This window comes from Adhaeribacter swui, from assembly GCF_014217805.1.
Lineage (GTDB): Bacteria > Bacteroidota > Bacteroidia > Cytophagales > Hymenobacteraceae > Adhaeribacter > Adhaeribacter swui.
Map to the genome: position 1 here is coordinate 40,014 of NZ_CP055154.1, position 13,504 is coordinate 53,517.

Annotated in this window: 13 protein-coding genes; 6 read left to right on the plus strand and 7 right to left on the minus strand. The window is 39.6% G+C overall.

The window, feature by feature from the left end:
• The first annotated feature begins 577 nt into the window (after positions 1 to 577).
• Entirely contained in the window at positions 578 to 1,894 is a 1,317-nt protein-coding gene (gene ltrA / locus HUW51_RS00200; protein ID WP_185269894.1) for a group II intron reverse transcriptase/maturase, read from the plus strand.
• A 584-nt stretch (positions 1,895 to 2,478) separates the two neighbouring features.
• Here the strand turns inward: ltrA and HUW51_RS00205 are convergent.
• The 3 genes from HUW51_RS00205 to HUW51_RS00215 form a co-directional block, all read right to left on the minus strand.
• Entirely contained in the window at positions 2,479 to 3,003 is a 525-nt protein-coding gene (locus HUW51_RS00205; protein WP_185269895.1) for a hypothetical protein, read from the minus strand.
• Positions 3,004 to 3,078: 75 nt separating this feature from the next.
• Positions 3,079 to 3,861 carry a DKNYY domain-containing protein gene (locus HUW51_RS00210; protein ID WP_185269896.1) on the minus strand — a complete coding sequence of 261 codons (783 nt, stop codon included), beginning with the start codon at positions 3,859 to 3,861 and terminating at the stop codon, positions 3,079 to 3,081.
• Positions 3,836 to 5,182, minus strand: coding sequence for an IS110 family RNA-guided transposase (locus HUW51_RS00215; RefSeq protein WP_185269897.1), 1,347 nt, complete (start codon positions 5,180 to 5,182; stop codon positions 3,836 to 3,838). The genes HUW51_RS00210 and HUW51_RS00215 overlap by 26 nt, the downstream gene beginning before the upstream one ends.
• 612 nt (positions 5,183 to 5,794) lie before the next feature.
• Here HUW51_RS00215 and HUW51_RS00220 point away from each other — a divergent pair.
• The 4 genes from HUW51_RS00220 to HUW51_RS00235 all read left to right on the plus strand — a co-directional run bounded on the left by HUW51_RS00220 (position 5,795) and on the right by HUW51_RS00235 (position 8,674).
• Positions 5,795 to 6,103: a DUF2116 family Zn-ribbon domain-containing protein gene (locus tag HUW51_RS00220; RefSeq protein WP_228466563.1), complete on the plus strand. Its 309-nt coding sequence runs from the start codon at positions 5,795 to 5,797 to the stop codon at positions 6,101 to 6,103.
• 256 nt (positions 6,104 to 6,359) lie between these two features.
• Complete coding sequence (locus HUW51_RS00225; protein ID WP_185269898.1) at positions 6,360 to 6,929, plus strand: recombinase family protein; 570 nt, start codon at positions 6,360 to 6,362, stop codon at positions 6,927 to 6,929.
• A gap of 149 nt (positions 6,930 to 7,078) precedes the next feature.
• Positions 7,079 to 7,789, plus strand: coding sequence for a hypothetical protein (locus HUW51_RS00230; RefSeq protein ID WP_185269899.1), 711 nt, complete (start codon positions 7,079 to 7,081; stop codon positions 7,787 to 7,789).
• Between the two features lie 9 nt (positions 7,790 to 7,798).
• The gene (locus HUW51_RS00235; RefSeq protein WP_185269900.1) at positions 7,799 to 8,674 is read left to right on the plus strand and encodes a ComEC/Rec2 family competence protein; all 876 of its coding nucleotides are present in this window, start codon (positions 7,799 to 7,801) and stop codon (positions 8,672 to 8,674) included.
• A 320-nt stretch (positions 8,675 to 8,994) separates the two neighbouring features.
• Here the strand turns inward: HUW51_RS00235 and HUW51_RS00240 are convergent, their stop codons facing one another.
• The 4 genes from HUW51_RS00240 to HUW51_RS00255 all read right to left on the minus strand — a co-directional run bounded on the left by HUW51_RS00240 (position 8,995) and on the right by HUW51_RS00255 (position 12,050).
• The gene (locus HUW51_RS00240) at positions 8,995 to 9,480 is read right to left on the minus strand and encodes a hypothetical protein (RefSeq protein ID WP_185269901.1); all 486 of its coding nucleotides are present in this window, start codon (positions 9,478 to 9,480) and stop codon (positions 8,995 to 8,997) included.
• 144 nt (positions 9,481 to 9,624) lie between these two features.
• On the minus strand, positions 9,625 to 10,047 hold the full coding sequence (locus tag HUW51_RS00245; RefSeq protein WP_185269902.1) for a hypothetical protein: 423 nt from the start codon (positions 10,045 to 10,047) through the stop codon (positions 9,625 to 9,627).
• Positions 10,048 to 10,064: 17 nt separating this feature from the next.
• Positions 10,065 to 10,457 (minus strand): hypothetical protein, encoded by a 393-nt coding sequence (locus HUW51_RS00250; protein WP_185269903.1) that lies wholly within the window; start codon positions 10,455 to 10,457, stop codon positions 10,065 to 10,067.
• A 54-nt stretch (positions 10,458 to 10,511) separates the two neighbouring features.
• The gene (locus HUW51_RS00255) at positions 10,512 to 12,050 is read right to left on the minus strand and encodes a Fic family protein (RefSeq protein ID WP_185269904.1); all 1,539 of its coding nucleotides are present in this window, start codon (positions 12,048 to 12,050) and stop codon (positions 10,512 to 10,514) included.
• A gap of 292 nt (positions 12,051 to 12,342) precedes the next feature.
• Between HUW51_RS00255 and HUW51_RS00260 the strand changes: the two genes are divergently transcribed.
• Positions 12,343 to 13,452, plus strand: coding sequence for a DUF3644 domain-containing protein (locus tag HUW51_RS00260; RefSeq protein WP_185269905.1), 1,110 nt, complete (start codon positions 12,343 to 12,345; stop codon positions 13,450 to 13,452).
• The last annotated feature ends 52 nt before the right edge of the window (positions 13,453 to 13,504 follow it).

The following is a 13,504-nucleotide window of genomic DNA, read 5'->3' on the forward strand; positions in this document are numbered from 1 at the left end:
GATAACAAATTATATGTTAAATAAGAGCGGTTTTCTGGGTTTTGTACAATTAATGGATTAGGCTTTGCGGTGGCGCAGCTACCGTATAGATGTGGTGTGCGCCCAGTATGGGCATCAGGTACTGAAAGGTATCAAATTATTCCAGAGGGTGCAAATCCCTTACAGGCGAGTTGGTGAAGCCTGTTAGTAAGCCGCAAGCTGGTTTACCGTGAGGTAAGCAGTGAAGAAAGCGGGACTACAAAATCCGGTACTGACGAACAGAAAGTACATAAGAGGCCTATTAACGCGGGTAAGCAAGCACCTCTTTGCAAAGCCTCTGACCAACAACCGTTAGTAGGTAGATGTACCAGGCATCGGAGGAAGGAATATGCTCTTACCTGGGGAGGTCTCCCGGTGTCGCGAACACGGGGAGAAGTCAGCAGAAGCCATAGTAGTTGGTAGTAACGAGCCATCATAGATAGGTGGAGGCCTCACAAACCAATGAAGGGCGGAACGTGAAGTTGTTCCAAATGGGGTAAGGAGGCTTAGCCAGCCTTACCGTAAGCGGAACAGGGATTACCATTTAAGTAGTAATAAGATGATAGAGAAAGTATTGCACCAAGGCAACCTGCTGCTGGCTTACCGGCAAGTGCTGGCCAACAAAGGTTCAGCTGGCGTAGACAGTATGCCGGTACACGAACTAGCGGCCCATCTCCGCGTAAACCAGGATGCCTTAGCTTTGGCTATCCGGGGTGGCCAGTACTTACCTCAACCCATCTTAGGGGTAGAAATACCCAAGAGTAACGGCCAGAAGCGCCTCTTAGGCATTCCCACCGTCACCGACCGCTTACTGCAACAAGCGGTAAATCAAACCATCGCTCCTTTGTTTGAATTGGAGTTCAAACAACACAGCTACGGCTTCCGGCCGAACCGTAACGCCCAGCAGGCAGTATGGCAGGCCCAGAAGAACATCCATGCAGGCTACCAACATATTATTGATATTGACCTGAAGAATTTCTTCGATGAAGTAGACCATTGTCTGCTCTTGCAACTGGTGTACCGGAAGGTAACCTGCCCGCTGGTGTTGCGCCTGATCCGCAAATGGCTTCGGGCCCCTATCCTTATTGGGGGAATGTTAACCAAACGCCGCAAAGGTGTGCCACAGGGCAGTCCGTTGAGTCCACTGCTCTCCAATATTCTGCTCCATGAACTGGATAAAGAACTGGAAAAGCAAGGCTTGCGGTACGTGCGCTATGCCGATGACTTTAGTGTTTATACCAAAAGTGAATCGGAGGCCCGGCAGGTGGGCAACAACCTTTTCCTGTTCCTGAAGAATAAGCTAAGGCTACCCATCAACCGGGAAAAGAGCGGCATTAGACGACCCGTCGATTTTCAGATACTAGGCCACCGGTTTGTACCAACTTACCGGAAAGGGGACAAAGGCCAATATCAGTTGGTAGTAGCAGAAAAGGCATGGGTCCGGCTCAAGCAGAACCTGAAAGGGATTACCCGTAAGACCGCGCCCAGTGCTTTGGAGCAGCGTATTCAGCAACTCAAAGAGGTGCAGCGGGGGTGGGTGAATTACTTTCGTCTGGCTAGTATTCAAGGGAAGTTAAAGCAGGTAGATAGTTGGCTCAGAAACCGGCTCAGACATTGCATCTGGCATGATTGGAAGAAAGCCGATCGGAAAAGAAAGAACCTGATCCGATTAGGTGTTTCTATGGATCAGGCTTATGCCTGGAGCCAGACCAGGAAAGGGGGCTGGGCAGTAGCGCAAAGCCCCATCCTGGTGACCACTATCACGCTGAAACGGTTGGTAAAGAAAGGTTATGAATCGTTGCTCGATTACTACAAACAGGTATCCCCACAACTAAACGAACCGCTGTATACGAGACCCGTACGTACAGTGGTGTGAGAGGCGCTCCCCATCAGCTAACACTGGTGGGGCCGTCTACTCAATTATGGGTTGTTATTTTTTAATCTAATAATTTTCTTCCTGGAAAAAGAATTTTATCGGATTGTTAGTTTTTCAATTATTAAGGGCCTTTCGTTTATTAAAAAATTGCTGAGTATTTATACTTCAATCAAATAGAAGGCTGTCACTTCTAATTTCTACTTGAAAATTATTTACCTAGTAATCTTAATAATTCCATCAACAAGTCCATAAATGCCCAAAATAAAAAAAGTAAGTCCACTAATAAATAAACGCATACCAGTCCAAAACAAGGTGTCATAGGATGGATACTTCCAAAACTTTTCTTTTAGCATGATAATTATCCCAATTGGAATAAAAATCAAACATAGATAATGGCCCGTATTCATAAAAGCTATAAGAAAAATGCTTTATTAAAATTATCCATAACGTTTTCTGGGTTAAAAAAGTAGCGATTAAATTCCTGCAACCTGTCACCCAAGATAAACTTAATTAAAAGAAAGCATTACCAAGGTTAGCGTCACTCGCTATTTTTTTAACCCAGTGTTACCACCAGTTTTTTATTTTCAATTATCCCGCAATTCTCGCCATTCTTTCCAGAATGCTAAATAAGCTTTTTTGTCTGACTCGTCTGAAGGAATTGTTTTAGGAGCACTGTTTTTATAAAACTGTTCAACTTTGTCTGCAAAATTAAAGACCAAAGTTTTATATTCTTCAAAGTCGATAATAGCTTCTTGCCCGCTGTCAGTTATATGTTTTATTTTATTATCAAGGTGAAGGATTGTCCAGTCAATGCCATTCGGACAACCGAATATTAATAGCTTATTTGTTTTATCGTCAATGACCATAAAGTGTCCGCAACAAGGTAAAAGTTGGCTCCCAAAGTCATCAGCTTTATAGTCAGCTTTAAATGTTCGCATTAGGTAAAGTGCGGTAGAACTTAAAGTCCAGTCCCCAGCATCTTTGTCTGAAAGAATTTGATTGCCAATTTTTACATAAACATGTCCGTGTGCACAAAGGTCAGTTGGATCGTCAACATTTTGGATCCAATGAAGGTCGAGTATTTTAATGTCGAATGCTTGGTCTGTCATGCAGGTGCCCTAAAATTGGTGGTAACGGTTGGGCTAAGAAGCGTTTTAATGCTTTTTAGTTGGTGTTAGGCATTTTTATTTTTCACATTCCTCCCGGCCTTGGAATACATTAATGCAGCCAAATTTATCTTTACACTCAATATAATCAGTTACCTCAAAAGAAGAAACATCAACAGTATCAAGTATTTGTTTCCCTTCATCGTTGTAATTTAACTTCCTGTCCAGAAAATATACCCACCTTCTATCCTTTGCTAATCCTGCACTTCCTTTAAAGAAAGAAACATTGTTATAATCTTTAGATGGGATTTTGTAATGTTTGAAAAAGTAATAGCATCCATCTGTCGTCCATCTTTCCCAGTTGTTTTGCTCATATACAACCCGGAAATTTTCTACTGAACATACTTTAAGGGGGTAGGTAGTATAAAAAATATCATGTCCATCAGTGGAGTAGTAAGAATCTATTACTTTAAAAGTTGTTCCCTTGGATGAAATTATTGAATCCTTATCGTAATACCCCCTAAATTTATCTCTTGCGTAAAATTCATCAAGAGATTCAAACGTTGCGGGATCTGCATTAGGAATTATTTGTCCGTCGAAAAATACATATTTTTTATCCTTCGCATATCTATCATGTTTAAGGACAGTAAATGATTTCGGATCAGCCTCGAGACTAAATTTATGAGAACCAGTTCCCTCATTCCAATATTTGTAACTTACAATTTTGCCGTCGTTTTCATACCCACTTGAACAACTTATCAAAAGAGTAGTAAAAAGCAGAAAACAGTTCTTTTTCACCATTTTATAATTTTGCCTAACTTCTATATAACTAACTTTAAGCAGCCTGTTTTTTAAGATCATTAAGTTTCCTTTCCAGATAAAATATTTTGGTTTGCCGGTATTTCTGCTGGTAAGAAACTAAATCTACTGGTTTAAACTCCTGCTGACAAGATAACATTTTGTAATAAATGGTAGCCATTTTATTGGCAGTCGCCAGCATGGCATACCTGTTTCCTCCTTTGGCTTTCATGCGGCGGAAGTAATCGGCTAACCAGTTATCGCTGCGCTGTATGGCATTAGCCGCGTTGCGGAAAGCCTGACTGGCCGCATTCGGTTTCTTTTTCATCAGGGTGCTGCTGATGAGCTTTCCTCCGGATATTTTATTGTTGGGACACAAGTTCAGCCAGGAGACAAAGTGCTTGGCCGAAGGCCACTTGCTCATGTCCGTACCAGTTTCTGCCAATAGTTCCAGGGCCGCAATGTCACTGATGCCGTAAATGGCCATTACGTCCACCCCATGAATGGACTTTAAGTAGTTGCAAGTATTAAATTCAGGCTTATTTCGGTTGGCCTTTTTGGTCGAAATCATTTCTGGTTTCGGCTCTGTCTCTGGAAAAAGCTGGTGCTGGTACTGTTGCAACTGCTGCTCGATGACCTTGTCGCAAGAGGCAATGCGTTCGGTATAAAACTGATAACAGGCATAACAATCGGCCAACAGATAAAGCTGTTCTTCCCGCCAGTTGCCCTGCAAAGATTTGAGAATGGTAGCTCTATCGGCCCGGATGTTGGGCGCAATACACGTCAGGAAGTGCTCCGGTGTTCGGTTTCCCTGCACAATCGCCTCTATAATAAGTGTGCCCGTTTTACCGGTGATGTCGCGGATGAGCGTGTGCAGTTTAACGTTCATCATCTCCAGCGCTTTTTGCATCCGCAATACGCACCGGCTTCTATCCAACAGCAAAGTTCGGCGATGCCGCACCAGCGTACGCAGGCCTTCTTGCTCGCTGTCGGGTAGGTAACTGCTCTGGAGCAACCCGCAACTGTGCAACTTTTGAATCCAGCGGGCATCATCCTCATCGTTTTTGCGGCCACTCACATTCCGTACCTGCTTGGCATTAACCAGGTAAACTTCAAAGCCAGACTGAATCAGTAAACTAAACAGGGGTTTCCAGTAGACGCCCGTACTCTCCATCGCTACTGTATCTACATGACACGCCTGTAGCCAGGCCGCAATAGCCTCTAAGTCACAAGTCATCGTGCCAAAGGTCCGGACTGCTATTGGATCTCTGTCTGCCGGAACAGCCACTGCATGAATGGTGTCTCCCACATCAATGCCGGCGGCATTGGCATTTACCAGGGGCAGGTTTACTGTGCTTTTGTCTGGAGATTTGCTCTTTTTCATACCTTTCATTTTTGGTTTAAAAACAAAAGCCTTGCCTACTGTCCAACTAAGCTTACTCTTCTATGCGGGCTCCCGCGCCCAATTTGAAACTAAAAGGAACAGCAGAACCATACTAGCGGTTGAGTTTACATAATCAATGTTAGGAAAGGTCTTGCTGCAAAAGCTCTTGTACTTCATTGTTACTGCTTTCCTTCTATTTTTGCTGCAATTTGCTCTTAAGTTATTATAAGCGAAACATGGGCCCGCCAATATGGATACTAGCAGCTAAACGGAGTCGTTCCGGTTATCTGCACTATGGATGGAGTAGGTATACCTGCTTTTAGGAGGCTTGTATTGGCGTTTTTACTAGTTAAAGCGGCTTGTTTCATACTATAAGTAATATATACCATATTCTCCAATTATCCTGCCAGTCGTTCCAATCTTTTTAAAAATGGTTTCTATCGAATGCGAATCATACTTTTGAGGGTTATAGCCCCTGATCCTGCAGCTTTTTATCCGAGGTAGAAAAAGCTTTCGGGCAAAATAGGAGGAGATTCAGGCGTTTTGCTAGCTTTTGAAAGCTACTTAGCCGATTAATAAACGTTTATAAACGTTTATTAATCGGCTAAGATCATGGAAACTCAGGCGTCCGCTTGCCAGGTTTGTGGGCAAGCTATCCAAGGAAGAAGTGATAAAAAGTACTGCTCGGATCAATGTCGTTCCCAAAGCAATAACCAAAAAAGGCGAGGGGATGCGGCAGAACTCTTGAGGCAGGAGATAAACGGCGTGTTACGCCAGAACCGGAATATTCTCCGAAAGGCAAGTCCTTGGGGTAAGACAACCACCCAGGTAGATTTTCTGGTACAGCCAGGATTTGATCGGCGCTACTTCACCCATCAATACCGGACTATAGAAGGGAAACACCTACTTTTTCTGTTATGATTATGGTTACTTACTGCTGCCCGAAGAAAAAGTGCTTATCGTGAACTGGCAACCCTACATGCAACCCAAGGAAAGAGGCTAATTCTTTTTGTCTTGACTAAAACTTACCAAAATTTCGTCTCCCGAAACGACCGTTTTATGAGACGAAAAACCATCTCGTAAAAAGTAGCTATTTTCGGCCAAAAACCGTATCAAATGACCATCTCACAAATCAAAAGTAATTTTGTATATTTGAGATGGCATTCGTGAGACAAATATGAAAATCGGCTACGCCCGGGTCAGCACCCAGGATCAAAAATTAGAACTGCAATTAGATGCTCTAACTAGAAATGGTTGTGAGCTGGTTTTCCAGGAAAAGAAGTCCGGCAAAAACAAAGAACGGCCGGAGCTGGAGAAGCTGCTGGGTCAGCTCCGATCCGGAGACACGGTAGTGGTTTGGAAGTTGGATCGGTTGGGTCGTTCTTTGCGCGATCTGATTGACCTGGTAGCGGAGTTTCAGAAAAGGGGAGTAGACTTTGTCAGTTTACAGGATGGCATCAACACGGCAACTTCCACCGGTCGTTTTACCTTTAACATCTTTGCCTCACTAGCGGAGTTTGAGCGTGAGATAATCAAAGAAAGAACCCAAGCAGGCTTAGTCGCCGCCAGAGCTCGCGGTAGAGCAGGAGGGAGACCCGCTGGCTTAACTCCGGAAGCTATGGAGAAAGCTAAATCCGCTTTGGTTTTATCGAAATCAGGTAAAAGAGCCGAGGAAATTGCAAAAATTTTGGGTATTTCTCGCGCTACTTGTTACCGTTACTTGGAAGTAACTAATTGGTCAAAATAATTCCTTTTAGCTATCCGACTTTAAAAATATCATTCATCTCATAACTACAATATTAATTTTTGCTTATATTGATTTGTCGATGCGATATATTGGTTGTTATTAGAAAGATAATTAGTATAGTATCTACACCGGTTATGCATTAGACAATTATGGGGGAAATAAGAGCATCTTTATACGATATATTTGGTTATTTATTACCGGGATTAGTAGGTGTTGTTGCTATTAGGCTTTTAGCATGGGTCATTATTTATCCCGATCATATACTTAATATTACCCCACTTTCTAATTCTATATTTCTGTTCGCAATTGGCCTCGTTTCTTATATCGTTGGACATTTTATACATGCTGTTGGAAACTGGCTTCCAATAACTAAGTCGGTTAAGTTAGACGCTTATCAGAATCATACCAGTCGCTCTAGCCTTAATTTTATAGGCAGATATCTTGATCAATATAAGCTTTCACAGGAAACAATAACTCTAATTAATGAAGCTTTAAGTAGAAAATTTGGTAGTGAATATCTTAAGTTGAATAATGATGAGAAGTTTAATTTAATTGATGAATATAGAATTTTAAGCGAAAAAGAGAATGAAAGAGAAATTTTTACTTATAGAGAAGGTTTTTACCGAGGAATGGTAATCTCTCTTTTATTTTTATGGATAGCAATTGGTTTTAGCCTTTTTTATAAAAACTTTGCTGTCACTACTGGTAATGTATTATTTGCTATACATCATAATGAGCGGATGTTTATGTTTTTAGCTACTCCGGTAGGGATAATTGGCTTTTGGAGAAGAATGGTAAGATTCTCTTCCTATAGATTAAGGAGTGCTATTTCCCTTTTTCTTGTACTTTCCAAAGATTAAAACATAATTATGAGTAAACTTCAAGTAAAAATATGGGATGTTCAACATGGTTCAGCTGCATATATAAAAACGCCTAATGGAAAGCATATTGTTGTTGATTTGGGCACAGGAGATGTTTCAGGTGATACGTCGTTACCCTATGAAACATTTAGTCCACTAAAACACTTGGCGAAAAATTATCAAGTTCAACAGATCGATGAATTGATTATTACCCATCCTCACACAGACCACATAGATGATATAGGCAATTTAGATTTATTTTATATTAATACGTTAACTGCTCCTAGGCACATCCCAAAAGAGGATATAACAAAAGGAAACAGATCTAGTGATGCTCCTAAAATTGAAAAATATCTTAACTTGTTAACTAGGTTTAATGGAGCAATTACGGAATATAATAATCCAAACCTGCCAAGTAATAATGGTGGTCTTGAAGTTGATATATATGGTCCAATAAATTGTGGTACATACAATTTAAATAATCAAAGCCTAGTTGTTTTCTTTACTTATGCAGGTTCCACCATTTGTATTCCAGGAGATAATGAAAGAGCTGCTTGGAAAGAATTATTAGAAAAGGATTCTTTTAAGAATTTACTTAGAAAGACCGATGTTTTTGTAGCCTCCCATCATGGAAGAGAGTCAGGCTTTTATGAAGAAGTATTTGATTATTGCAGGCCTTATATTACAATTATTTCGGATGGGCCACAAGGAGATACTTGTGTAGCACATAAATATAGAGCTAAAACTGTTGGCTGGAAAATTCATAGCCGATCTAGCAAATCATCAAACGAAAGGAAAGTTTTAACAACTAGAAAAGATGGTTCAATACAAATCGAATGTTATGAATCAGGTGGACAAAGCTACTTGGTTATTGGAGTAGAATAGCAAAAAAGTGTTATCATTGCAATACCCAGAGTTTTCATATTATTAGAAATAATTAACCTTACAATTAACCTCTCTGCTTTAAGTTCATTTAAATGTAAATGCTCTGAGATAGCCAGCCGAACAAAGTGGAACCCGTTAACCAAATTGCAACAAGGCTCCTTCTAACTTTTTGATACCTAAAGTAAAGACTTTAATCTTTATTGGCTTTAGGTGGTGGTGGCGGGTTTCTCATTTTTGGAACATTCCCTTTAACTTCTTTTTTGCCTTGGTCTTTTTTAGAAGATGATTGTGTAGATTTCCCCGCCATTTTTATATTTTTATTAATGATATTGCTTTAAATAATTATTCGTAATAATATCTGCTTGGTCTTGTAATTTAACAATTGTCTGAATACAAAGCTTAGTGTCCAGTACTTCAATTTCTTTAGCTTCTTCCCTTAGTTCAAAAAATTTATTTCTTACAACTTCGTCGTCTATTTTATTGGATTTAAATTCAATCCAAAGCTTTTCTACTTTATTCCAATATGCAAAATACATGTTCCGGAGAATGGCAATCTGTTCAATGTCTTTATCAGTTGGGATTACTTGATTTTCAATCATTTTAAAAAGCTGTATTAATGCAGTTAAACCACTTGTGATTGCTGGCAAATACAGCCAAAGCTTCCAACTGAAAATTCCTGTTGTAGAAAATATAACACTTAGCAGATTAGTTGTTTTACGTGTTTTCTTAAGCCGATTTAAATATAAAATTAGATAATCATCGCCATGCTTGTAATGCACTAATTCATACCAGATTTTCTCATTCATGGTTTAAAGCTAAAATTCTCCGTAATCCATCCTTTTACCAGAGACCCTATTAAGTTGCCTGATAACCTTTAAATCTTGAGTTAATTTTTTTTGCAGAAGATCTGTCATACTTGAGTTGTCTAAAATAGCGTTGAAGTTGGCAGTTCACAATCCAGAAATCAGCTGTGCAGGAGTCACAGGTAAATCCTTGTTTTCTACTTGCTGCAAAAATTTAATCTGCTGCTTTATCTTTTCTAGTACCTGCTGAATGTCTACCCCAGTAATCTGATGCACCCCTTGTATGAGGAGACCTAAGTCTACCTTCTGGCGAATAAAATCCCGCACGCGATAGAGTTCAAGCTGTCCTAAGTCGGTACTTTCTGGGTGCTTAATAAATAACTCTAAATCGAATTGATGGAGTATATATCCTGGTTGCTGGCGGACAATGGGTAAGACGATACAGACAGTGTTATGGAAAATATCCGGTTCTTGGAACTGTAGCTGGAGATAGCTAGCTCCATTGATGATAGGCCAGATTTCCGCATCATCATAAAACTGCTCGATATAAGGCGTGATTTGTTCTGGCATACGGCGGTAGGTTTAGCTTAATTAATATACCTAATAATTGATTTAGGTATTTCTCCTTCGTGAAGGAGATTTAACTCTTTAAAGATTGATTTTTTTTTGTTCATCTCACTAGCATAGGTCGACATGAGGTAGTTTTCAACTTCATTAATAGAATTTAAGGCTTCCGTATCCAACTCACCTATATAAAGACTTGCTCCATGGCGTAAACAACCTTCAATCCAATGGCTATAGCCGGAATTATATCGTCCGCTCATTTTATTTGTATTATGTTTTCTTTGATGGCCGCCAAAAAAGCTGTTATGAGCCTTACCCCAATAAAAAGGCTTCTCATCCCATTCATGGAGATAAATCACACCTGTATAGTCGCAGGCATCTTTATATGTAAAACAGCGTTTCCAAGTAATTTTCAATGGATATGTATTTAGTACAGTTATAAAATGAGCCTTTAACTAATGTAAAATGATTTATTGAAGATTAAAAATCTCTTGATATCTATTTTCTATTGCGAGAACCTCATCCGAAGTTAGTTTTGAAAACTCTTTCGTTTTTGCTCTTTCGGAAAGGCTGCCTTTGCCTTGCTCTAAAAAGCGGACAAGTAAAGCAATCAATCTATCCGGCATTTCATAATAATCTTCCAAGAAGCTTTTCATCCGATCATATTTTTCTAGATAATCTACTTCTTCTGGAATAGTCTTTTCTACGGTCTGCTCTACGCACCTATATAAGAATTCCGCCTGCTTCGTCGCATCAAAGTACCGATATAGATCAATGGTTTCATTTAGCACCTCCACATTATGGTTTGTGGTGGGTTGCCATTGAATGAATTCTAATCGGGGGAGAGAAAAAGCTTCCAGTACCTGGCGGTATTCATCCAGTCGCTCTAAAATAACGGCCGAGACCGGAAAGATAAATCCTTTGGGAGCAAAGTTCTTTCTAATCAGAGAGTGATGGATTAAATATCGGTGGATTCGGCCATTTCCATCTACAAAAGGATGAATGAACACAAAACCAAAGGCGATAGCTGCGGCTGCTAATACCGCGTCATATTCGCTGTGTTCTAATTTAATATTGGTAAAGATAAGGCCTGCTATTAATTCTTCCACATCTTGCCACTTAGCAGAAATATGGTCCGGAATGGGTAAACCAGAAAAGCGATCATGCTCTCCTACAAACCCCCCTTCCGTTCGCCAACCTAATTTTACAAAGCGCGGATTATCGATTACAATTTGTTGCAATCTCAAAAACTCTTCTTGCGAGAGTGGCTTTTGCCCAGCTTGGCCAATCGATCTAGCCCAACGTTGCGCTCTATTTTGCGGAGGCCTTTCTCCTTCAATGGCATAAGAGGCTTTTGAGTCTTTTAACAATAAAAATGCCGCTGCCCGGGTAAGGATATCGGCATGTGTTCGGCCGATAGAATCTTTGACTTTACCATTTAAGTTTTTGGCTATGAAATCTTCTAGCTTTGCTGTCCTCCTTATTAAAGGACAAAAATTTTTCACTCCTGGCAGGTTGTTGCGAATTCTATGTCTTCTTGAAATTTCTATTGGGCCAGGGTATTGTAGATGAGGGTCAATTAAATCAACAAAATTGCCTTGAGTTAAATCCGGTACATCCAGTTCTGTATCCAACAACCATTCATACAGGAACCATATTCTTCGACTATATTGACTAGTGGGTTCATTTTGAATGATTGAAACGATTTCCTTCTCTGCAACTCGCTGAAATAAAGCTTTTAGAACTCCTAATTCAATTCCCTCATACTTGAAAGCAAAGGTCAGTTGCCCAAAAAAGGTATCTTCGGGCTTATATCGGATAGAAAAAACAGACCATTCCTCTGTTTCATACTTTTTATGCTTTTGTATGACAAGGGCTAAGCGATCCGGAAGGGGCACTTTTAATTTATAAGATGCTATCAATGCACCGTAACCCACTAAATACCCTTCTTCTGGCAGAACTCTATCATAAAATACCTTACTATCCTCCGAGAAGTAGTTATTGATCATACTATTTTGTAATCTTTTCTTTAAATATAGTACGAAAAGTAATTATAAGTCCTGAAAAGTAATTATAAAACAATATTATACATGAAAATCAATTATACAATCTCTTGAATAGTATTAAGATTCAAATAGAAGCAAGTTCTAAGTGGAACCACTAAAAGTATAATTTAATGGACTTTGTAAAACTATTGTTTGAAAAAAATAAAACTTATGATAATTAAAATTTGCCTATATTAAAGATTTATTACCGTTCCCTGGTGAGCCGTCTATGTTGTATATGCTTAAATAATTTTACATGAATTCAGCTCTCCCCAGTGGAACGACTCAAACTATTACAACGAGCCAAAGTGTTTTAACACCAACCTCCAATAAGCGAAAGCCTAATATCGCTAAATCGCTTTTGGATAGTTCTATTAGTTTTATGGTTCGCGCCATTAATACCCATAATATAGTAAATGAGTCCCATCGTTACGAAAAAGTTGTATTAGATATAATTACTGCTTGGGAAAAGGCCATGAAAGCTTTCCTACACCGCAATAAGGTAAAGCTTAAAAAAGCGGATGGTTGGTCCATAACATTTCCGGACTGCTTGAATAAGACCTCCGATAAGCTTGGCAATTCTTTTCTGAAAGCTCGGCAAAGTTTACCAATATTATACACTTACCGGAATGAGGCCCAACACTTTTTTGGGGAAAGTTGGGATGCCGTGCTATTCGGACTTGTAGCCGAAAGTGTTAAGAGTTATAAGAGTTTTATTGAAAATGATTGTGGGCACCGCTTTCTATTAAGTCAGGACTTGTTGATCATGCCAATTGGATTTCAGCGCCCAATAATGCCACAAGATTTTCTTACCAACCTTTCTGCGTCGAAGAGCGCTTCACGAGAAGTTAAGGAATTTTTAAAACAAATATCCGATGCCGGAGCAGCACTGCAATCGCAAGGAATTCAAGATTCTGTATTAGTACAATTTCATGTTGCCTTGATTAACGTCAAAAACGTAGCTAATGCTGATGTGATAGTAGGAGTTGATAATAGTCGCCCGCAGGAAGCTACTATGACTGTTCTGCGGCCAGTTCAAGGGCAAATTCAAATTACAAGAAATCCAAATGCTCAGCTAGTGCAGCTTTCCGAACAAGAAATGGTGGACGCCGGATGGAATTTAACTTGGAAGAAGGATATTATGCCTTTTATAAAGAAATCGCTACCTCATCAGAAAATAAATGATGCTTTTTACTTAAAGTGGAAAGAAATAAAAGCAGACTCTACTATTTGTCATATTCGTAAGTTGCATCCAGGCAATCCAAAAAGTGTTAAAACAGAGTTGTTTAATGATTTAGTTTATCAACGTCTACTAGATGCATTTCCCCTTTTGGAATCAAATGATGAAATAATAGAGAAATTTTAAAAAGATGAAGAAATAAAAATCTGCTAATTGACTTAACAAGATAGTACCATAG